Source organism: Nocardiopsis sp. TSRI0078 (genome assembly GCF_001905145.1).
Lineage (GTDB): Bacteria > Actinomycetota > Actinomycetes > Streptosporangiales > Streptosporangiaceae > Nocardiopsis.
Window position 1 is genome coordinate 28,748 of the sequence record NZ_LWLB01000036.1, and the last position, 20,768, is coordinate 49,515.

The 20,768-nt window shown below is 71.9% G+C and carries 19 protein-coding genes; 9 read left to right on the forward strand and 10 right to left on the reverse strand.

Annotated features, from left to right (window positions below; all coding sequences use genetic code 11):
- Window positions 1–2: 2 nt before the first annotated feature.
- Both A6A08_RS28350 and A6A08_RS28355 read right to left on the reverse strand, forming a co-directional pair.
- Window positions 3–797 carry a hypothetical protein gene (locus tag A6A08_RS28350; RefSeq protein WP_073705072.1) on the reverse strand — a complete coding sequence of 265 codons (795 nt, stop codon included), beginning with the start codon at window positions 795–797 and terminating at the stop codon, window positions 3–5.
- A 59-nt stretch (window positions 798–856) separates the two neighbouring features.
- Window positions 857–1,192 (reverse strand): hypothetical protein, encoded by a 336-nt coding sequence (locus A6A08_RS28355; protein WP_073705073.1) that lies wholly within the window; start codon window positions 1,190–1,192, stop codon window positions 857–859.
- 702 nt (window positions 1,193–1,894) lie between these two features.
- On the opposite strand from A6A08_RS28355, the gene A6A08_RS24810 reads away from it, so the two are divergent.
- Entirely contained in the window at window positions 1,895–2,239 is a 345-nt protein-coding gene (locus tag A6A08_RS24810; RefSeq protein WP_206780080.1) for a hypothetical protein, read from the forward strand.
- 94 nt (window positions 2,240–2,333) lie between these two features.
- Here the strand turns inward: A6A08_RS24810 and A6A08_RS24815 are convergent, their stop codons facing one another.
- The 4 genes from A6A08_RS24815 to A6A08_RS24830 form a co-directional block, all read right to left on the reverse strand.
- A complete protein-coding gene (locus A6A08_RS24815; protein ID WP_073705074.1) occupies window positions 2,334–4,142 on the reverse strand; it encodes a GAF domain-containing SpoIIE family protein phosphatase in 1,809 nt (602 codons plus the stop codon).
- A 226-nt stretch (window positions 4,143–4,368) separates the two neighbouring features.
- Window positions 4,369–5,226, reverse strand: coding sequence for a SigB/SigF/SigG family RNA polymerase sigma factor (locus A6A08_RS24820; protein WP_073705075.1), 858 nt, complete (start codon window positions 5,224–5,226; stop codon window positions 4,369–4,371).
- Between the two features lie 1,030 nt (window positions 5,227–6,256).
- Entirely contained in the window at window positions 6,257–8,026 is a 1,770-nt protein-coding gene (gene arc / locus A6A08_RS24825; protein ID WP_083609266.1) for a proteasome ATPase, read from the reverse strand.
- Between the two features lie 327 nt (window positions 8,027–8,353).
- Window positions 8,354–9,373, reverse strand: a complete 1,020-nt coding sequence (locus tag A6A08_RS24830) for a tRNA (adenine-N1)-methyltransferase (protein ID WP_073705076.1) — start codon at window positions 9,371–9,373, stop codon at window positions 8,354–8,356.
- Window positions 9,374–9,608: 235 nt separating this feature from the next.
- Between A6A08_RS24830 and ppgK the strand changes: the two genes are divergently transcribed.
- Window positions 9,609–10,373, forward strand: coding sequence for a polyphosphate--glucose phosphotransferase (gene ppgK / locus A6A08_RS24835; RefSeq protein ID WP_073705077.1), 765 nt, complete (start codon window positions 9,609–9,611; stop codon window positions 10,371–10,373).
- A gap of 33 nt (window positions 10,374–10,406) precedes the next feature.
- Here the strand turns inward: ppgK and A6A08_RS24840 are convergent, their stop codons facing one another.
- Window positions 10,407–10,817, reverse strand: a complete 411-nt coding sequence (locus A6A08_RS24840) for a DUF2000 domain-containing protein (protein ID WP_073705078.1) — start codon at window positions 10,815–10,817, stop codon at window positions 10,407–10,409.
- 75 nt (window positions 10,818–10,892) lie between these two features.
- Here A6A08_RS24840 and A6A08_RS24845 point away from each other — a divergent pair, with 75 nt between their 5' ends.
- Window positions 10,893–11,750: an AraC family transcriptional regulator gene (locus A6A08_RS24845; protein ID WP_242422874.1), complete on the forward strand. Its 858-nt coding sequence runs from the start codon at window positions 10,893–10,895 to the stop codon at window positions 11,748–11,750.
- Window positions 11,751–11,916: 166 nt separating this feature from the next.
- Here the strand turns inward: A6A08_RS24845 and A6A08_RS24850 are convergent, their stop codons facing one another.
- Window positions 11,917–12,282, reverse strand: a complete 366-nt coding sequence (locus A6A08_RS24850) for a hypothetical protein (protein WP_083609267.1) — start codon at window positions 12,280–12,282, stop codon at window positions 11,917–11,919.
- A gap of 200 nt (window positions 12,283–12,482) precedes the next feature.
- Here A6A08_RS24850 and A6A08_RS24855 point away from each other — a divergent pair, with 200 nt between their 5' ends.
- Together A6A08_RS24855 and A6A08_RS24860 are read left to right on the forward strand one after the other, a co-directional pair.
- The gene (locus tag A6A08_RS24855; protein ID WP_083609268.1) at window positions 12,483–13,763 is read left to right on the forward strand and encodes a helix-turn-helix transcriptional regulator; all 1,281 of its coding nucleotides are present in this window, start codon (window positions 12,483–12,485) and stop codon (window positions 13,761–13,763) included.
- A gap of 32 nt (window positions 13,764–13,795) precedes the next feature.
- Window positions 13,796–14,269, forward strand: coding sequence for a hypothetical protein (locus A6A08_RS24860; RefSeq protein ID WP_073705081.1), 474 nt, complete (start codon window positions 13,796–13,798; stop codon window positions 14,267–14,269).
- A 42-nt stretch (window positions 14,270–14,311) separates the two neighbouring features.
- Here A6A08_RS24860 and A6A08_RS24865 read toward each other — a convergent pair whose 3' ends face one another.
- Entirely contained in the window at window positions 14,312–15,406 is a 1,095-nt protein-coding gene (locus tag A6A08_RS24865; RefSeq protein ID WP_242422876.1) for a site-2 protease family protein, read from the reverse strand.
- Between the two features lie 205 nt (window positions 15,407–15,611).
- Here A6A08_RS24865 and A6A08_RS24870 point away from each other — a divergent pair, with 205 nt between their 5' ends.
- The 4 genes from A6A08_RS24870 (at window position 15,612) to A6A08_RS24885 (ending at window position 19,336) form a co-directional block, all read left to right on the forward strand.
- Entirely contained in the window at window positions 15,612–16,451 is an 840-nt protein-coding gene (locus A6A08_RS24870; protein WP_073705082.1) for a RecB family exonuclease, read from the forward strand.
- 56 nt (window positions 16,452–16,507) lie between these two features.
- Window positions 16,508–17,212, forward strand: coding sequence for a response regulator transcription factor (locus A6A08_RS24875; protein ID WP_073705083.1), 705 nt, complete (start codon window positions 16,508–16,510; stop codon window positions 17,210–17,212).
- Between the two features lie 300 nt (window positions 17,213–17,512).
- Window positions 17,513–18,961 (forward strand): threonine/serine exporter ThrE family protein, encoded by a 1,449-nt coding sequence (locus A6A08_RS24880; protein WP_242422882.1) that lies wholly within the window; start codon window positions 17,513–17,515, stop codon window positions 18,959–18,961.
- Between the two features lie 186 nt (window positions 18,962–19,147).
- Window positions 19,148–19,336, forward strand: a complete 189-nt coding sequence (locus tag A6A08_RS24885) for a DUF5999 family protein (protein WP_073705084.1) — start codon at window positions 19,148–19,150, stop codon at window positions 19,334–19,336.
- Window positions 19,337–19,391: 55 nt separating this feature from the next.
- Here the strand turns inward: A6A08_RS24885 and A6A08_RS24890 are convergent, their stop codons facing one another.
- Complete coding sequence (locus A6A08_RS24890) at window positions 19,392–20,651, reverse strand: tetratricopeptide repeat protein (RefSeq protein ID WP_073705085.1); 1,260 nt, start codon at window positions 20,649–20,651, stop codon at window positions 19,392–19,394.
- Window positions 20,652–20,768 lie beyond the last annotated feature (117 nt).

Sequence of the window (20,768 nt, forward strand, 5' to 3'; positions counted from 1 at the left end):
GCCTACACCAGCCCGAGGACCACCAGGCCGAAGACGGGGCCGACCGCGAACAGCGCCTTGCCGAAGTCCCCGGAGACGAACTGGGACCACCGCGAGGGCTCGGGGGCCGGGTCGGCGCCGAAGTCGATCCCGCTCGGTACCTGTGGCTCCCCCTCCGGATCGGCCACCAACTTCTCCAGCTCGTCCAGCACCTGGTCCAGGGCCTGTGCGGCCGTGCGGTCGAACCGGGTTCCGGTCACGCCCGTCAGGGGGTACAGTCCGGCGTCCTCGGGGAAGGCCACTCCGAACAGGGCCGCCTGCACCTCGGGATCGGTTCCGGCCGCGCTGTCCACGACGACGAAGACGCCCTCCTCGTCCATGACGTGGTGGAGTGCGTGCGCGAAGACCTCGGGATCGCCGCCGGACTCGTCGGACCGGCTCATGGGAAGCACCGCGGTGTAGACCGGCGGCTCGGCACCGGCCACGCGTTCGGCGATCCCGGACAGCGCCTTCGCGCTCTCCCCCGCCAGGGGGTCCACGTACAGGGGCTCGTCCCGCAGCTGCGCGGCGACCCGCTCGACCCGGACCGTGGAGGCGACGGAGGGCGGGGACGGTCCCACCTGCCGCTCCTCCCGGGGCAGGGTCGCGGTGTTGAGGTGGACCAGGGACGCGGCCACGGTGGCGGTCCCCGCGACGAGGACCAGGGTCGTGCCCACCATCAGGGCCCGGTCCCCGGGCGGCCTTCCGGTGAGCCCCACCGCGGTGGCCCGATGGCGCCTGCCGGAGCGGACCAGGGTGAGGAGCAGCCACACCGTCACCGTCAGACCGGCGGCGGCCGCGGTGGTCTCACCCAGTACGGCCGGACCGTTGCTGGTCTTCAGCCCCAGGTCGCGTCCTCCGGGACGGCGGTGGCCACGACGTGGTACGACACGTCCAGTCGGCCGAACGAATCGCTCAGGCTCCGCTCCAGCTCCGCCAGGTGGTACTCGTCCGCGAGCGAGTCGTGGACGAGGACCGCCTCGCCTGCGGGCCGCTGCTCCAGGAGCCCGGCGAAGTACTCGGCGTCGCTCACCTCGCCCCCGGAGGGGTCCTCGGGACCGGCGTGGGCGGGGGAGGCGGAGAGCACCGCGAGAAGGGCCAGGAGCGGCACCGCCAGGAACGTCAGCGCGCGGCGGGCCGCGCGGTCGCGGGGAACGGGGGAGGCTCCCCACAATCTACTTCAGCCCTTCTCCCGGCTGACCTGCGGGTGTGCCGTTCCCGTGGGCTTCGCGCGGGTGGTCGGGGCCGGAGCAGCCGCCATGGGAGGGGGCCGACCGGCGACGCCGTTCGGCCCTCCCGGGTGCGTCGTCACAGGCACTGGCCGATGCCGGGCACCGTGTCGATGCTCCGCCCGGAGTCCGCGTCCTTCCTGCCCGTGACCTGGGCTCGAATGCAAACGAGGCAGTCAGTACGAGCAGATCGCCCATCTCAACAGACGGCGAGAGGTCCCCTTGCCGCCACGCACCAAGCGCATCTGTTCGTAACCGCTCTTGTCTGTCGTCTTGTTCGACCGACCTGGCCTCCGTAACCGCCCGCGCAGCCGAGGCGGTCCCTTCGCCGAGGCCGCCGCTGCCCCACCCGTGGCCAAAGGGAACCCGCAGGGCTACAGCCGCTCGCTGTCTCCGCATGGGGTTAATGTCGACCGTCGGGGCTGTAATACCCGTGCCGATCTGATCCCTCTGCGCCACGACCTGCCGCACGCGGCCCTGGGTCTGCTGTACGGGGTGGACCGCTCCACTCCTCACACGGGCTGTCGGTCGGATCCGCGCTCTGTTGGCCGAACGCGGATGTGCGGTTCCCGGTCGGCCAGGGCTTCGTCTGCGCACCTTGGAGGACGCCTTTCGCCTACGCCCAGGACGAGGATGTGGAGCTGCGGTTGGACGCCACCGAGGTCCGTACCGGAGGCATCGACTCCTGCTCCCGGTATTTCCCGCAGGCAGAGGTGCTGCTGGACAACGGTTGCCTCGGCCTGCGGCGCGACCGCCCCGACCGGTTCCGCACCCCACCGCGTGAACCGAACAAGAGCGCACTACCGGATGTCCATGAGCGGTGGGAATACCACCGTCACGCGCACTCCTCAAACCGCGTCACCGTCGAACACGCCCTGGCCGACCGCAAGCGCTGGAGGCAACTGACCCGGTGGACCCACCGACGCGAGAACCTTCCGGCCGCCTATCGGTCCATCGCCGGATCGGCCTCCGACCGCACCGCGAACATCTGAGACGCAAGGCAGACGGGGCCATCACGCCTCACCCGCTATCACGCACCAACTCGTTAGAGCTCAGTTCCGTAGGCCGGTGGTCGGCTGTCGAGTCCTAGGCTGCCGCCCCGTCGGCCAACCGCACCACCAGCAGGACGACGTCGTCGTCGTGCGCGTCCCCGGCGACCTCGTCGGCGATCGCTCCCAGCAGAGCGGGCAGCGGCTCTCGGGTTCCAGCCGCGAGCATGCACGCGGTGTGGAAGACGGCCGCGTCCAGGTCCTGGCCCCGGCGCTCGACCAGCCCGTCGGTGAACAGCAACAGCGTGCTGCCCGGCTCCAGCAGCCGCTGATGGTCGGTGCGCGGCCAGTCCGGGACGTCGGGGTGGATGAGCAGGTCGTGCTCGGTCAGCTGCTCGGCGCTCCCTGCTTCCTTGGCGATCAGGGGCACCATGTGGCCAGCGTTGGTCCAGCTCAACAGCCAGCCCTCCGGCCGTGGGCGCAGGTGGGCGTGCAGCACCGTGCCGCTGGCGTCGACGTCCAGTTCCCGGTTGGCACGCTCGAAAGCCGCGATCACCCGCGCGGGTCCGTGCCCGGAGTAGTCCATATCGGCTTGGCGCAGCATACTGCGCACCTGTCCCATGAGTGTGGCCGCGTGGATGTCGTGGCCGGTGATGTCACCGACGGTGAGCGCCACCGCCCCGTTGCCGCCTTCGTCGGGCAGGGGGTAGGCGTCGTACCAGTCACCGCCCACCATGTCCTCCTGGGCCGCGGGGCGATAGAGCGCGGCGATCTCCAGGCCGGGAATGTGAGGGAGGTCGGTGAGCATGGCCTGCTGCATCGCCTGGGCGGTCTGTACGCGACGGTCCACGAACACCGCCCGCTCCACCGCGCGGGCGGTGTAGCCGGCCAAGGAGCGCAGCATCGCGCGCTCCACGAGGTCGGTCTCGTGGGCGCTGTCCCACCCCAGTACGAGCGCACCCAGGGGCACGCGCGTGCCGGGCAGCGGAACACACACCGCGCTGGACAGCCCCAGGAGGGAGAACGCGGCCCGCGCCTGCGGGCTGTAGCCCTGCAGCGCGTCGGTGTCGGGCACTTCCACGAGGGTGTCGGTGCGCACCGCCTGTGCCGTGGGCCAGGCGCTACTTAGTTCGTACTCCTCGTAGGCCATGTCCATGCTGGAGGGGTACTCGGTGTCGATGACGCGGCGCATCCGCTCGCCCTCGACCAGGACCAGCCCCACGTAGGCGGGTTCGAGGTCGCTGGTGAGCAGGTCCTTGACAGTGCGCCGCACCTGGGCCAGACCGGTGGTGTCGGCGAGGTCGTCGGCGGCGCGCAGCAACAGCTGGGAGCGCTCGAAGGCGCGCTGAGCCCGGCCGCGGACCTTGTGGGCGGTGTGCGTGAGGATGCGCAGGCGCAGCTCCCCGCGACAGGCCAGGGCCAGGTCGCACAGTGCCTGGCGGTCCCGGTCGCTCCAGGCGCGCGGCGCGGTGTCGATCGCGCTCAGGACGCCCAGTACGTTGCCCCGATCGTCGGTCAGCGGCACCCCCGCATAGGCCGCCATCCCCAGGCCGTCGATGGCACTGGAGGCGTGGGCGAGGGAAAAGGGCCGCACGTCGTCGCACACGATCGGCTCAGCGGAGACCGCCAGGCGGTGGCACAGCGCGTGTGACAGCGGGCTCTGACGGGAGAAGGCCCACGGTCCCTCCAGACCCACCATACCGGGGAAGAGCAGGCGGCCCTCCCCCAGCAGCGCGACCAACGCCACCGGGGCCCCGAGCAGGTGCGCGGCCAGACGCGCGAAGCGCTCCATGCCCTCGTCCGACTCCGCGCCCAGCCCGGTGCGCTCCAGCGCGTGCAGGCGTTCCGAGGTCGCCAGCGAAGCTTCCCTACCGGAGATTCCGTCCTCGTCCAACCGTTCCACCATCCACGCTGACCACCCACGGCGGGCCTCCCGCACACGCGCCAAGGATATGGACGACCGGCCGCGTGGCGGCAACGGAGATGACTGAGCAGCATTCGATCACCGGACGGCATGCACAAAGGGATGGTGGCCCACGGCCACCGCCGCTGACCGCAACGCCCTAAGGGGCACTTGGAGGTCTCCCACCTGAGGACGGCCCCCGTGGCGTCCTCAGGAAACGCCGTGCACCTCACCTGTGAGCGGGCGTTGCCTGACCCATCTCCTCGCGCAACTGCTCCAGGACGCCGTTGAGGAGTCGGGACACGTGCATCTGGGAGTAGCCGAGGCGGTTGGCGATCTCGGACTGGGTGTGGTCGCCGAAGAAGCGCAGCTTGAGGATTTCTCGCTCGCGCGCGGGCAGGCGGGTCAGGGCGGGCTTGAGCGACTCGCGCTGAACCACCAGTTCCAGCTCCCCGTCCTCGCTGCCCAGGTGGTCTTCCAGCCGAGAACCATCCTCACCGTCGGCACCGGAGGCGTCCGGGGCGTCCAGTGACAGGGAGCGGTAGAGCTCCGAGACCTGGATGAGCTCACTGACCTCGGGCTCGGACAGTCCCATCTCTTCCGCGAGCTCGCGGATACTGGGCGTGCGCGCGTGGGCCTGTTGGAAATCACCGATCACGCGTCGTAGGTTCGTCCGGTTCTCTTGGTGGCGCCGGGGTACGCGCACGGCCCAGGTGTGGTCGCGGAAGTGGCGTTTGATCTCGCCGGTGACCGTGGGCAGCAGGTAGGAGATGAAGGGCTTGCCGCGGCCGGGGTCGTAGCCGTGGATGGCCTTGATCAGGCCGACCATGGCGCTCTGCTTCAGATCGTCCAGCGGTTCACCACGGCCGCCGTAGCGGCGCGCAACCTTGTTGACCAGCGGCTGGTAGAGGAGAACGACCCGTTCACGCAGTCTGGCCGCCTGGGGGTCCCCGTCCTCCAGGCGGCCGAGCGCGGACAGGAGCTCCTCGGCCGAGGAGCCCTCATTCAGGACCGGTCTGCGTGGTCTGGGGATGACGGGTGTGTGATCAGATGCCTGATGTGACGCGTGGGAAACGGTAGTAGACAAGAGCAACCCCCGATGTCATGTCCTGCTTGGTACCTGATGTCTGCCTGGACGGCAGTGAGCCGACGGCACGGTCGCGCTGTCGGTCGCGTAGGAGACTGTGGTCCGGTGGGGGGTGATCGTGGTGCAGGGAGTACATTCCCTCAGAAATGACTTCAAAAGCCCCGGGGAGAAATTTTTGTTGCCACACGGCAAGCACCAGCCCAATGCGCACCCATGGCCACCAAAGAAGAGCATACGAAAAACCGCTGCACCTCATGGACCGCTTCTGTGCTCCCACGAGGCACAGCGACCGGTTTTTCCTGCTCAACGACACCACACGCAGACAAGGCGCCTCCAGCCACCATGCACCGAACGAAACTTCCTGGTTAATTTTTATTTGAACCGAACGCGCGCTTCAACAGCTTGGCCAGTGAATATAAATTCTGGCTAAGAAGCAAGGAGAGAGCCGTACCGCCTTGGGGGATCAGGCTCTCTGACCGCGGGCCAGACCTCATGATGAGCTGCCCGAGCCAACGGTCATGGTTCACGCCAGAGCCTGTCCACCTCCCCTTGGCCGTGGACAAGCGCTGCACGGGCAGGGGCGGAAGCCGTGTCAGACCAGCGCGGCCCCGGCGTTTGGAGGGCCTCTCGTGGCGTGGGCGGACGGGCCCGCCCACGCCATACCTCCAGGCACCCTGCGGCTTTGGGTCTGGCGGTTCTTCGAGGGCTTCTCGACCCGCTTCGGACCCTGGGCAGCCATGGGCCGGTGGTAGTTTGCTGCCCGACCGGTCGCGATCCCGGGTCCGTCCACGCGGCACACATCCGCCCAGGCGTCCATCGGGATAGCTTCCGCCCCTGTTCGCGATCCCGTACCAACTCTCGGTCGTCACCCTTGGTGATCACCCAGCGGTCGACGGAGGCTCCACCCGAGCCGCCCGGCCCCGGAGAAGTGCTGACATCCTGCTGACACGGGATCCGGAAACAGCCGGCACGGGAAGGGGCCGACCGGAAAGTCCGGTCGGCCCCCCACAGGTGCTCTCAGGATGCGTTTCTACAGGTACTGGCCGGTGTTGGGCACCGTGTCGATGCTCCGCCCGGAGTCCGCGCCCTTCTTGCCGGTCACCAGGGTCCGGATGTAGACGATGCGCTCGCCCTTCTTTCCGGAGATCCGCGCCCAGTCGTCGGGGTTGGTGGTGTTGGGCAGGTCCTCGTTCTCGCTGAACTCGTCCACACAGGCCTGCAGCAGGTGCGAGACCCTGATGCCCTTGGCCTTGTGGTCGATGAAGTCCTTGATGGCCATCTTCTTGGCCCGCGAGACGATGTTCTCGATCATCGCGCCGGAGTTGAAGTCCTTGAAGTACAGGACCTCCTTGTCTCCGTTGGCGTAGGTGACCTCCAGGAAGCGGTTCTCCTCCCCCTCGGTGTACATCCGCTCCACGACCCGCTGGATCATGGCGTCCACCGTGGCCTTGGCGGAGCCGCCGTGCTCGGCGAGGTCCTCGTCGTGCAGGGGCAGGTCGGGGGTGATGTACTTGCCGAAGATGTCCCGTGCCGCCTCGGCGTCGGGCCGCTCGATCTTGATCTTGACGTCCAGGCGGCCGGGCCGCAGGATCGCCGGGTCGATCATGTCCTCGCGGTTGGAGGCGCCGATGACGATGACGTTCTCCAGGCCCTCGACACCGTCGATCTCGCTGAGGAGCTGGGGCACGATCGTGTTCTCCACGTCGGAGGACACACCCGAGCCGCGGGTGCGGAAGATCGAGTCCATCTCGTCGAAGAAGACGATGACCGGGGTGCCCTCGGAGGCCTTCTCACGTGCGCGCTGGAAGACCAGGCGGATGTGGCGCTCGGTCTCACCCACGTACTTGTTGAGCAGCTCCGGTCCCTTGATGTTGAGGAAGAAGCTCTTGCCGACGTCGCGGCCGGTGCGCTCGGCCACCTGCTTGGCCAGGGAGTTGGCGACCGCCTTGGCGATGAGCGTCTTACCGCACCCGGGCGGGCCGTAGAGCAGCACGCCCTTGGGCGGGCGCAGCTGGTGCTCGTAGAACAGCTCCTTGTAGAGGTAGGGGAGTTCGACCGCGTCGCGGATCATCTCGATCTGCCCGGACAGGCCGCCGATGTCGGTGTAGGCGATGTCGGGGACCTCTTCGAGGATGAGCTCCTCGACCTCGGACTTGGGAATGCGCTCGTACACGTATCCCGAGCGCGGCTCCAGCAGCAGCGAGTCCCCGGCGCGGACCGGCTCCTCGCGCAGCGGCTCGGCCAGCCGCACGATCCGCTCCTCGTCGTGGTGGGAGATCACCAGGGCGCGCTCGCCGTCCTCAAGGAGCTCCTTGAGCATGACGACCTCGCCGACGGTCTCGAAGGACTCCACCTCGACGACGTTGAAGGCCTCGTTGAGCATGACCTCCTGGCCGGGCCGCAGGCTGTCCACGTCCACGGAGGGACTGACGTTGACCCGCATCTTGCGGCCGTTGGTGAAGATCTCAACGGTCTCGTCCTCGCGCGATCCGAGGTAGACGCCGAAGCCGGAGGGCGGCTGGGCCAGCCGGTCGACCTCCTCCTTGAGCGCCACGATCTGCTCGCGCGCCTCCTTCAAAGTGGAGACGAGCCGTTCGTTCTGACCGTTGGCGGCGGCGAGGTTGGCCTGTGCCTCCCGTAGCCGCTCCTCCAACAGGCGTACATGCCGGGGCGAATCAGCGAGCTTACGCCGGACCACGCTGAGTTCCTTTTCCATGTAGGAGACCTGGGCCGTGAGTTCTGCGACTTCACGGTCCTGGTCGCTCTGACGCTCGTCGTCGCGCTCGGCCACGTCCGCCACCTCCCTATGAGGAACTACATCGGAGCCTACCTACCCTCGCCCGATTCCTAACCTCCCGAGGAGGACGAGTGTCGTAGGCCTCATTCCCGAGTCTTGCGTCGTCACAGGTCAGAGTGCTACCGGATGACCCGACGTAATGAGAAAGTAACCTCCGCGCCCGTCGCGGGGCAAGCGGTCCATGCCTGCGGCGACGCTTCCCGGCGCACGTCAGCGGGCTTGTCCGGGTACGCGAGAGCCCGCCCGGGCAGGATCTGCGGGGCCGTGCGGAGGGTGTCCGCGGCGGCCGGTGTGCGCGGGCGGGCTCAGAGGAAGGAAGCCGGGCGCCGCCTACTCCTCGGCGGAGGGGGCGGAACCCCCCGGAGCCTCGGGAGCCGCCTCGACCGCCCCGGGAGCCCTCGCTCCGGTGGCCGCGTCCCCGGCCTCCCCGGCCGGAGCCTGCTCCGGCGGCCCGCCGGCCGTACCGCTCCGGTCCCGGTCCCGCGCGGCGGTGAAGTCCTTGCCGTAGGCGCCCTTGGCCGGACGGCGGCGGCGGTCGGGGGCCTCGACCCCGTCGGCCAGGCGGCGTGCGACCACCAGGAATCCGGTGTGCCCGATCATGCGGTGGTCCGGGCGTACCGCCAGGCCCTCCACGTGCCAGGTCCGCAGCATGGTCTCCCACGAGCGCGGCTCGTAGAAGCGGGCGTCCTCGCGCAACTCCTCCACCACGCGCGAGAGCTGGGTGGTGGTGGCGACGTAGCAGCACACCAGGCCGCCGGGAATGAGGGCCCGGGCGACCGCGTCCAGGCACTCCCAGGGGGCGAGCATGTCCAGGAAGACGCGGTCGACGTCGGTCTCGTCCAGCTCCTCGACCAGGTCGCCGACCGTGAGCCGCCAGGCCGGGTGCGGGCCGCCGTGGAAGCGCTCCACGTTCTTGCGGGCGATCTCGGCGAAGTCGGCGCGGCGCTCGTAGGAGTGCACCATGCCCTGCTCGCCCACCGCGCGCAGCAGCCAGTTGGACATGGCGCCGGAGCCCGCCCCGGCCTCCACCACGCGCGCGCCCGGGAAGATGTCGGCCTCGACGAGCACCTGGGCGGCGTCCTTGGGGTAGACGATGGTCGCGCCGCGCTTCATCGACAGGGTGTAGTCGATCAGCAGGGGGCGCAGCGCCACGTAGGCCGTGCCGGTGTTGGAGCGGACCACGCTGCCCTCGGGCTGTCCGATGAGGTCGTCGTGGTCGACCTTGCCCTTGTGCGAGTGGAAGGCGCCGCCTTCGCGGAGTGTGGTCGTGTGCATGCGACCCTTGGGGTCGGTCAACTGCACGGTGTCGCCGTCGGTGAAGGGGCCGCGGCGGCCATGGATACCGGTCAACGTCGCTCTCGTCTTCCACATCGCTATCGGTTGGCAGGGCGATCGCCCAGCGTATCGGCCTCCCGGTACCGCGGCGAACGGGCGGGCGGGGCGCGAAGGCGGGACGGCCGCGGCCGACGCGTCGGCCCTGACCGCGGCGGCACGTGCGAAGAGCCGCCCTTCGGGGCAGGATTCAGCCTGCGGGGCCCTGACGACGCCCATCCACCACACGAGGACCACGGGAGACGACATACCCATGTCACAGCTGACCACGGGGCTGGGAATCGACATCGGCGGCAGCGGGATCAAGGGAGCGCCGGTCGACCTGACCACCGGCGAGTTCCTCAAGGAGCGCAAGAAGGTCCTCACGCCCGAGCGCTCCGCCCCCGCGGCGGTGGCCGAGATCGTGCACGAGATCTCCGAGCACTTCCCGGAGACGGCGGGGGCGCCCGTGGGCATCACCTTCCCCGGCGTGGTGCAGCAGGGCGTGGTGCGCACCGCCGCCAACCTGGACAAGAGCTGGATCGGCACCGACGCGCGGACGCTCTTCGGCGAGGCCACCGGCCATGCGGTCCGCGTCCTCAACGACGCCGACGCCGCGGCCGTGGCGGAGACCCGGTACGGCGCCGCCAAGGGGGTGTCGGGGGTGGTGCTGATGACGACCCTGGGCACGGGGATCGGCTCCGCCCTGGTGGTGGACGGGCGGCTGGTGCCCAACACCGAGTTCGGGCACCTGGAGATCGACGGCCACGACGCGGAGACGCGGGCCTCGTCCGCGGCCAAGGACGAGGAGGGGCTGTCGTACCGCGAGTGGGCGACCGAGCGGCTGCACCGCTACTACCGGGTGGTGGAGGACCTGCTGTGGCCGGACCTGATCGTGGTCGGCGGCGGGGTGAGCCGCGACGCGGACAGGTTCCTCCCCCTCCTGCACATCCGGACCCCCGTCGTGGCCGCGTCGCTGCGCAACACAGCGGGGATCGTCGGCGCCGCCCTGGCCGCCGCCGAGACGGAGACCGTCTGAGGGGGCGCACGGCCCGGACGGCGCCGGTCGGGCTCAGGGATGCAGGCGCAGTCCTTTGAACACCTTGTCGACGTCTCCCCTGGGGCCGTGCACGGCCACGCCCACCAGGTTCAGGTCGGCCGCGGCCACGGTGAGCACGGCGGCCCGGTTGTCGTCGTCGTTGCCGGTCGCGAACAGCTCCTCGGTGTAGAGAGCGGCGGGCAGGTCCCTGGAGCGGGCGCGGTCGAGTGTGCGGGCCAGGGTGCGCGGGTCGGCGGCGTAGACCAGGACGGGTTCGCGGAACATCGGCAGGTAGGTGTTGCCGGACGCGTCCTCGTAGGGCTTGCCCATGGCCTCGGGACGGGAGTGGGCGATGCCGCTGCTGAGGAAGGCGGTGACGTTGAGCTTCTGCCACGCGGCCAGGTCCTCGCGCACGGCCACGGCGATCTTGGTGTCGAAACGCATGCGCCGATGGTGGCGCGGCCGGGGCCCCGCGGTCTTGAACGCTGGTGCGCGCCGGCGGTGCCCGACAATGGAGGGGTGACACGGGACTGGGCCAGGTACTGGAGATCGCCCGAGCGGCCACTGGAGGCGATGCACGCGCACTTCGAGCGGCACGCCTACCACCGGCACAGCCACGACGCCTACTCGTTCGGGGTGACCGAGTCGGGGGTGCAGGCGTTCAACTGCCGGGGCGGCGCGCACGCGAGCGCGTCGGGGATGGTGCTGGCGTTCAACCCCGAGGATCCGCACGACGGGCACGCCGGCGGCGAGGCGGGGTTCACCTACCGGATCGTGCACATCGGGCCGGAGCTGGTGCGGGAGGTGCTCGCGGACGCCGCCGAGGGGCGGGCCGGACTGCCGCTGTTCACCGATCCGGTGGTGCGCGACCCGGCGCTGGCCGGGGCGCTGCGCGCACTGCACACGGCGCTGTCGCGGGGGCGTTCCCCACTGGCCGTGGACGAGGCCCTGAGCGGCGCGGTGATGTCGATGGTGCGCCGCGGCGCGACGGCGCGGCCGGTGGTGTCGGGGGTCTCGGACCCGGACGCGGGGCGTGTGGCGGCGCGGGTGGAGGCCGTCCTGCGGGAGAGGTTCCCCGAGGACGTGGGGGCCGAGGAGCTGTCGTCGGCGGCGGGGCGGAGCCGCTTCGCGGTGTACCGGGCCTTTCGCATGGTGCGGGGGATGGCGCCCAGCGACTACCAACGGCAGCTGAGGCTGCGGCGGGCCCGGGACCTGATCGCGGCCGGGATGCCGCCGGCGGAGGCCTCCGCCCGGGCGGGGTTCGCCGACCAGAGCCATATGACCCGGTGGTTCGGCCGCTACTACGGCATCACCCCGGGGGTGTTCCGCGAGGCGGGCGGCGGGGCCGCGGGCCCCGCTACGCCGCGACGGGGCTGAGCGGAGCAGGACCGCTGGACGGTACCGACCGGGTGGAGGGCGGACGGGGCCGGGCGGCCCCGTGCAGAGGGAGACTGGGTTTCGGGGAGGACCCGGGCCCCGTCCGCCTTCCGGGCGTGGACGACACTCACGCCCGCACGAGCGCGGGCCGTCGGCCCGCGCGTGCTCAGGTGCGGCCGCCGGACACGGACAGGGCGCCCGCGATCCGCCGCGCCGCGTCGGAGGTCCTGGCGACCGGCGAGAGGGGGACTCCCGCCAGCGACGGTGGCACCCCGTCCTGGGCCGGCCAGCGCATCCACCACCACAGGCCGCCCCGGTGGGGCCGCAGCAGGGCGCGCTGGGGCCGGGCCCTGGGGCCGGCGTCGACGGCGCCGAACGCGCCGTCCTCACGGACCTCCACCCCGCGTGAACGCAGTTCCGCGGCCAGGCCCCGCAGGGCGAGGCCCGCCAGCTCCCCACGGTCCACCGCCCCGGCGGCGCCGGCGGCGCCTCTCAGGCTCGGGCTTCCCACAGACGGGGTCTCAACGGTCACGGGTTCCCCTCCCAGGCTCTTCCGGGACCAACGACCCTTGCACTCTGCCGCACCGGAGAGGGGGGCGGGCGGGTCTATGCGGATCCCGCATGGCCCCTTCTTTTTCACACATAGCCACTGAGGCCGCCCGGAATCCCTAATCTAGGCTCATGCCCCAACCAGACGGCGTTCTTCCACCGGACCTGTGGATGCGGCCTCGCATGGCGAGCGCCCTGGCCAACTGTGACATGGCCGCGGTCATCGAGGGCGTGCGCACGGCACGCGGATGGTCCCAGGGCGACCTCGCCCGCGCGATCGACTACTCCCAGAGCTGGGTCTCTCGCGTGGTCAACGGCCAGCAGTCACTGACCATCAGCCAGGTACACGACCTCGCCCGGCGGCTGGACATCCCGCTGCACCTGCTGCGTTTCGGCGGTGGCCCGCCCCAGGCCGGTCCCGCAGAGAAGGGGGTGGACACCACGAGACGCCGCGACTTCGGACGTGCGGTCGCCGCGAGTGCCCTGCTCACCGCCACCGCCGTCCCCGCGACCGCCGCGCCGTCGCACGCACCGGCGGCGGGCCACCGCTCCGTCAACGAGACGACCGCCTCCGCCCTGCGTTCCATCACCGGGGGCCAGCGCCGCATGGACGCCACCTCCCCCGCCCGACACCTGCTGCCCAGCGCGGTGGCGCACGTGCATCTGTCCGAGCAGATGCTTGCGCAGGCGCACGGGACACCGTTCCACTCGGAGCTGAGTGCGGCCGCCAGCGAGGCCTCGGGGTTCGCCGCGTGGCTGCACGCCGACCAGGGCGACACGGGATCGGCCCGCATGCACTACCGCACGGCGGTGGTGCGTGCCCGGCAAGCGGGCATACGCCTGCTCGACGTGTACATGCTGGGTTCCCTGTCGGCCTTCGAGACCGACACGGCGCAGGACCCCCGGCTGGGCCTGGGGCTGGTCCAGGAGGCCGAGCACCTCCTGGGCCCCTCGGCGCACCCCACCGCCCGCGCCTGGCTCGCCTGCGTGGAGGCGCTCGCGCACGCCGGGGCCGGCGACGGCCCGGCCGCCGTCGGTGCCATCGGCCGGGCCGAGAGGGAGGCGGCACGGTCGGCCAACGCCGACCCGCCCTGGCCGTGGGTGTTCGCCTTCGACGAGGCCAAGGTCGCCGGCTACCGGGCCCTGGTGGGTGTGCGGCTGAGCCGTCCGCACGACGCCCGCCGGGCCTTCACCGAGGCCTTCACCCCGAGGGCGGCCAACGTCAAGCAGTCCGCCGTGCTGCAGGTGGAGCTGGCCTCGGCGCACGCCGAGGCGGGCGACGAGGACGAGGCGTTCCGCCTGGCCCGGGAGGCGCTGACCACGGGGATGCGGTTCGGGTCGGAGCGGGTCATCGGACGGGTGCGCGCCTTTCGGCGCCGGTATCCGGGGCGCCGCACGCGCGGTGCGGCCGACCTGGACGAACAGCTCATGTCCCTGGTTACCGGCATCGCCGCTTCCGGGTAGAAGAGCCGCGAAGCGACCGAGAGGGAGGTTTCGTGATCCGCATCGGAGTCACCGGTCACCGGGCCCTGGCCCCCGAGGTGAGCAGCGCCGTCGCCGCACTGGTCTTCGAGCACCTGGAGCCGTACGGCTGCGAGATGGTGGGCCTGTCCTGCCTGGCCGACGGCGCCGACGCCGTCTTCGCCGAGGCGGTCCTGGCCGCCGGGGCGCCGCTGGAGGCGGTCGTCCCCGCCGCCGGCTACCGGGAGGCGCTCCCGGAGGAACACCGCCCCGTCTACGACCGCCTGTTGGCACAGTCCGTCCTCGTCCACGAGTTACCGCGCACCGAGTCCACGCCCGAGGCGCACCTGGAGGCCGGAAGGCTGCTCGTGCGGCGCTGCGACCAGCTCGTGGCCGTCTGGGACGGCCGCCCCGCGCGGGGGCCCGGCGGCACCGCCGACGTGGTGTCCTACGCCCGTTCGCTCTCCCGCCCGGTCTCGGTGCTGTGGCCCGAGGGCGCCCGCCGCTGACGGCCCCCGGGGACCGCGCTGCCCGGCCCCGCAGCCGCGGCCTCAGCTTCGGCCCGACACCGCCGCGTTCACGTCCGCGGCCCGCAGCACCCCGCGCACACCGCCGTCCTCCGCCACCACCAGGTACTCGGGCAGCGGACGACTGGTGAGCGTGTTCAGCAGCTCCTCGCCCTCAAGCCCCACCGGAACCAGTGAATGCTCGGTGACCGCACGTGCCACACTCGACACCGGAACCCACGCCCGGCGCTCCTCGGCGATCGCCTCGGCCGCCGCCGGATGCACGATCGAGATCGCCGTGCCGTCGGAGTCGGTCACCACGACCTCCACGCCCCCCGCCTCACCCGCCCGGCGCTGAGCCTCCGCGAGCGGGGTGTCGGCCAGCACCGTGACCGCCTGCCGGGCCAGGTCACGGGCCCGCAGGCGGGGAAGCCGCTCACGCATCCGGGCGGCCCGCAGCGCGTCCGTGGCGCCCATCCACATGAAGCCCCCCAGGATCAGTCCCCAGACCACGGTCCAGGGACTGGGTCCGCCGCCCGCCGACCAGGCCAGCAGGAACGGCAGCGCCACGACCACCAGGGCCAGCGCCCGACCGCCCCAGGCGGCGGCCACGCTTCCCAGGAAGGGCCTGCCGGTCACCTTCCACACCGCGGCGCGCAGCAGCCGACCGCCGTCCAGGGGGAGCCCCGGCAGCAGGTTGAACACGCCCACCAGCAGGTTGGCGATCCACAGCTGGAACAGCAGCTCACCGACCACGCTGAACGGGTCGGCCAGCAGGTACAGGCCGAACCCGCACGCCGCCAGGAGCAGGGAGAACAGGGGGCCGGCGAAGGCGATCCAGAACTCGCGGCCCGGTGTGGGCGCCTCGCGTTCGATCTCGGAGACCCCGCCCAGCACGTACAGCACGATGCGCCGGACCGGAAGGCCGTACATGCGCGCGACCACCGAGTGGGCGAGCTCGTGCACCAGGACCGAGGCGTAGAGCAGGACGGCGAAGACGAATGCCAGCAGGTAGGCGGAGGGCCCCAGTGCCAGGCGGTCCTGGACGACGCCGCCGTAGACCAGGGTGATCAGCACCGCCACGATCAGCCACGAGGGCGTCACGTGGACGGGGATGCCGAAGGGTCGGCCGATCAGCAACCCCGGCTTCGCGGAACGGTTGCGGGCTCGGGGCGCTGATGGGTCACTACCGGTCGTCACACCCCCAGCCTACGGCCCTCCCGCCGCGCCCCGCGGACCCCCCGCGACCGGGCACGCCCTCCCGTGTACGCGGCCGCCCGCCCCGGAGTCCACAGCTCCTCCCACAGGGTTCCCCCTTGTCACGGCCTTCTCATAGGCTCACCACATGACCACCGCGCTCCTTCCGTCCGCCCTCTCCCCCTCCCGGGCCTCCGACTTCCTGCAGTGCCCCCTGCTGTTCCGCTTCCGCACCATCGACCGGCTCCCCGAGGCGCCCAGCGCGGCGGCCCTGCGCGGAACCCTCGTCCACGCCTGCCTGGAGCGCCTGTACGAGCTGCCCGCCGAGTCACGCACCCCGCGCAACGCCCTCGGCCTCGTCGACCCCCAGTGGAGGAAGCTGCGCGAGAGGAAGCCCGAACTGGAGGAGCTCTTCGCCGACGAGGCCGAGCGCGACACCTGGCTGGAGTCGGCCCGCGCCCTGGTCCAGCGCTACTTCGACCTGGAGAACCCCGCCGCCCTGGAACCCCGCGACCGCGAGATGCGCCTGGACGTGTCCCTGCCCACCGGACTCAGGCTGCGCGGCTACGTCGACCGCCTCGACGTCGCCCCCTCCGGCCAGATCCGGATCGTGGACTACAAGACCGGCAAGTCGCCCCACCCCCGCTTCGAGGACAAGTCGCGCTTCCAGATCTTCTTCTACGCGGTGATGATCTGGCGCGACCTCGGTATCGTCCCCACCCGCCTCCAACTCGTCTACCTCGGCGGCGACGGCGCCGTGCGCTGGTACGACCCCACCGAGGACGAACTGCGGTCCGCCGAGGCGGAGATCTCCGACATCTGGGCGCAGATCGAGGCCGCCGGGCGCGCCGGGGTCTGGGAGCCCAGGAAGAGCAAGCTCTGCGGCTGGTGCGAGCACCAGGCGCTGTGCCCGGAGTTCGGCGGCACCCCGCCGCCCCTGCCCGTCCGCTCCCCCGCCCCGGGACCGGGTCCGGCCTCCGAGGCCTGAACCCGTCCCCGGGCGTGCTGCCGGGGCCCGGCCCCGTGTAGGGCACAATCACTCCTGTGCCCGTCTCAGTACTGCTGGTCGACGACCAGCCCCTCGTCCGTGCCGGTTTCCGCATGATCCTGGAGTCCGCCCCGCACCTGTCGGTGGTGGGTGAGGCCTCCGACGGCCGCGAGGCGGTCCGCGCGGTCCGGAGCCTGCTGCCCGACGTCGTCCTCATGGACGTGCGCATGGCCGGGATGGACGGCATCGAGGCCACACGCCGGATCGTGTCGTGGGCGCGGTCCCTGGACCACCGGGTGCGGGTACTGGCCCTGACCACCTTCGACCTGGACGAGTACGCGGTCGAGGTGCTGCGCGCGGGCGCCGCCGGGTTCCTCCTCAAGGACGCGCCGCCCGTCGAGCTCGTGTCGGCCGTCGAGGTGGTCGCGGACGGGTCGGCGGTCGTCTCCCCACCGGTGCTGCGCCGCCTGCTGGACCGCTTCGCCCCGCTCCTGCCCGCCGCCCCGCCCGACGCCGAGGGCGGCGAGGACCCCCTGACCGCCCGCGAGCACGAGGTCCTGCGCCTGCTCGCGCGCGGGTGGTCCAACGCCGAGATCGCCGCCCACCTGGTCCTGGGCGAGACCACCGTCAAGTCGCACGTGGGCAGCATCCTGACCAAGCTGGGGCTGCGCGACCGGGTCCAGGCGGTGGTGTACGCCTACGAGCACGGTCTGGTCCGCCCGGGGCAGCTCGACGAGGACGCCGGACCGCCCTCACGCTGAACCGCCGGACCGCGGCCCGGGCACCGCCCCCGGGGCGCCGCCGCCCCGCCCCGCGGTACGTCCTCCCGTTTCCGGGCAGGACGCTCCGCGGGGCCCGGAGGCCGCCCACGGCCGCCCCCGCGTCCCCGGCGCGTCGCTGTCGGAGGACCACGGGGCTTGACAGGATGTCCCGGTGATCGAACTCACCCGAGGCGCCCCCCGCTCCGGGCGAACCCGGCCCCCTCGGGCCGCGTCCCCTCAAGGGTTTGATCAACGCGCCGACCACCGTGGTGTACAGGCGGGGAGGGAACGGAGACAGGGATGCCAAGCAAGCGGGAGCGGCCCGTACCCCCGAGCGAGGACCGCCTGCTCAGCAGGATGCGGGACTGGCGGGCCGCGCACGAACGCGAGCTGACCCCGGACGGCCTCGACGAGGACGAGGACGTCGATCTCCCGGACGCGCGCGCCATCGACCTGGTGCTGCGCGTCGGCGAGCTGATGCTGGCCAGCGGTGAGGGCACCGAGGCCGTCAGCGAGGCCATGCTGAGCCTCTCGATCGCCTTCGACCTGCCCCGCTCGGAGGTCTCGGTCACCTTCACCACGATCACCCTGTCCATCCACCCCGGCGGCGACCACCACCCGATCACCGGCGAGCGGGTGGTGCGCCGCCGCACCCTGGACTACTTCCGCGTCAACGAGCTGCACACCCTCGTGCAGGAGTCCGCGCTGGGACTGCTGGAGCTGGAGGACGCCGCCGCGCGCCTGAGGCAGATCCGGCGCGCCCGCATGCCCTACCCGAACTGGCTCATCGCCGTCGGGTTCGGCCTCATCGCCTCCAGCGCGGGCCTCATGATGGGCGGCGGCTTCATCGTGGCGACCGTGGCGTTCATGGCCACCGTGCTGGGCGACCGCACCGCGGTGTTCCTGGCCAAGCGCGGTGTCGCCGAGTTCTACCAGATGACGGCGGCCGCGATCGTCGCTGCGACCATCGGCGTGGCCCTGCTGTGGGTGAGCAGCACACTGGACCTGGGGCTGCAGGCGGGGGCGATCATCACGGGGAACATCATGGCCCTGCTGCCCGGCCGCCCGCTGGTCGCCAGCCTCCAGGACGGGATCAGCGGCACCTACGTGTCCGCGGCGGCCCGCCTGCTGGAGACCTTCTTCATCCTGGGCGCGATCGTCTCGGGTGTGGGCGCGGTCGCCTACACCGCGGGGCGCCTGGGCGTGGGCATCGACCTGGACAGCCTGCCCTCGGCCGGCACCTCCCTGGAGCTTCCGGTCCTGGTCGGCGCGGCCGGGATCGCGATGGCGTTCGCGATCTCGCTCGCGGTACCGCCCCGGATGCTGCCCACCATCGGCGCGCTCGGCGTGATGATCTGGGTGATCTACGCGGGCCTGCGCTCCCTGCTGTACGTGCCGCCCGTGGTGGGCACGGTCGCGGGCGCGGTCGCGGTGGGCATGGTGGGCCACTGGCTGGCGCGGCGTACGCGCAGGCCGGTGCTGCCCTACCTGGTTCCGTCGATCGCGCCGCTGCTGCCGGGAAGCATCCTGTACCGGGGACTGATCCAGATCACCCAGAACACCGACAACCTGGAGGTCAGCGCGGTGGCGGGCCTGCTCAGCCTGGCGGAGGCGGTCATGGTGGGCCTGGCGCTGGGCGCGGGGGTCAACCTGGGCGGCGAGTTGGTGCGGGCCTTCCAGCGCGGCGGCCTGGCGGGCGCCGGAATGCGCAGCCGCCCGGCGGCACGCCGTACCCGCGGCGGGTACTGAATTCCTTCCGGCCGGGACCGGACGGGCGAGCACCCTCGCTGACCTGGGAGTGTTCCATCCGGTGATGGGCGAACGACGGCCGCAGGGGCCTTCCGTCCGCCCCAAACCGCAACAAGCATGTGATGTGAGCCACTACTCTTGGCCTCAGCTCAACGACGAGCACCTGTGGACCGAAAGGCCAGTGCCATGTGCAGCCATGAACCTCCCTGCCCGTCCTCCGAGGACACCGACCGCGAGGCGGCCCGGATCGTCTCCAGCCACCCAGAACAGGGCTGGAGCCTGCTCTGCAACGGTGTCGTCCTCTTCGACGACACCGGTGAACTGCTCCCCGACGGGGCGTCCGTCGCCCCGCACCGGCCCCGCGTCGCCGCCTGACCGAGCGGGCGGACCGGTGTCCGGCCCCGGGGACCGGACACCGGCGCGCCGACGGTCATCCCCCGTCCTCGGGCCAGCCCTCCGGCAGCACGTCCCGTCCGCCCGTGGCCTCGCTCAGCCGGCGCCGGAAGTCGGCGTGCACGCCGGGGCCCCACACCAGTTCGCTCGGGGTGCGCAGGGCTTGGTCCATGGCGGCCCGCAGCGCGGCCGGATGCGACTCGCCCTCCACCACCGGTACCGCCAGCAGGGCGTGCATCCGGGTGATGACCGCGAAGAGCTCCCCCGCCAGGGCGGGCGCGCTCGCCGTCGCCACGGCCTCCTCCAGGTAGGGGGTCCACCACGGAGGTCCGGCCTCGCCGTCCTCCTCCACCGGTGTGGCGAAGCCCCTGCGCAGCCGTCGGCGCACCTCCTCGGAGGTGGCCGGGTCCCGGCCCTCCAGGCCCGTCCGCCAGGCCCGTTCGGCCGCGACGGGGTCCCCGCGCAGGGCGAGCAGCCCCGCGAGGAGCTCCACGGCGGCGGCCGAGGTATCCGGTTCGGGCGCTGGGGCGTTCCGGTCACCGCCCGCCTCCCCTCCCGAGTCGACGACCGCGCCGACGTCGGCGATGGCGTGTTCGAGGTGGGCGGCGGCGCGCAGCAGGCGCAGGCCGGGGTCGTCCACGACCGACAGCCCGCGTTCGACGGCCGCCGCGGCGGCGCCGGGCAGTCCCCGGCCCAGCAGGCGCCCGGACAGGTCACGTGAGGCGTCGACGACCGTGGCGGCGTGCAGGCGGCTGAGCGCCTCGGGGTCGGGCGGCAGGGCCAGCGCCGCCTCCCAGTGCTCCTCGGCGCCTTCGGCGTCACCGCGCTCCTCTGCGGCGCGGGCCAGTCCGTAGTGGGCCACCGCGGTGTAGGCCGGGCCGCCGAGGTCGAGCAGGCGGCGCCAGACGTGTTCGGCCTCGGCGGCCTCGCCGTCCTGCTCCAAGGAGAGCGCGAGGTGGTAGGCGGCGCGCGGGGCGTACCGGGAGTCCCCCGTGGCCAGCGCGCGGCGGGCCGCCTCGCGCGCGGCGGGCAGGTCGCCGCGCTGGTCCTCGACCACGGCCAGGCCGAACAGGGCGCGGGCCTGCACGCTCGGGTGGGGGTTGGCCGCCACGGCCTGCTGGTAGAGCCTGGCCGCGCGTTCGAGGTGACCGGTCGAGGCGAGGTCCTGGGCCTGGTCGCACAGGCCCGAGGCGTCCCGCCCGGAGGGTGCGGCGGTCCCCTCCGTGTCCTCGGGGTCGATGGCCGAAGGCGGGTCGTCGGGGCCAGGGCGCGCGGGAGGTCCGGACGTCGTGGTCATGGTTCCGCTTTCCATGGGGGCGTCGGTGCGTGTGGTGGGGACGCGGGCCGTGTCGCCGCAACTCTAACGCGGGTCGCACCGAGGGGGTGGCGGCCCGCACCCGTTTAATCTCCCTTT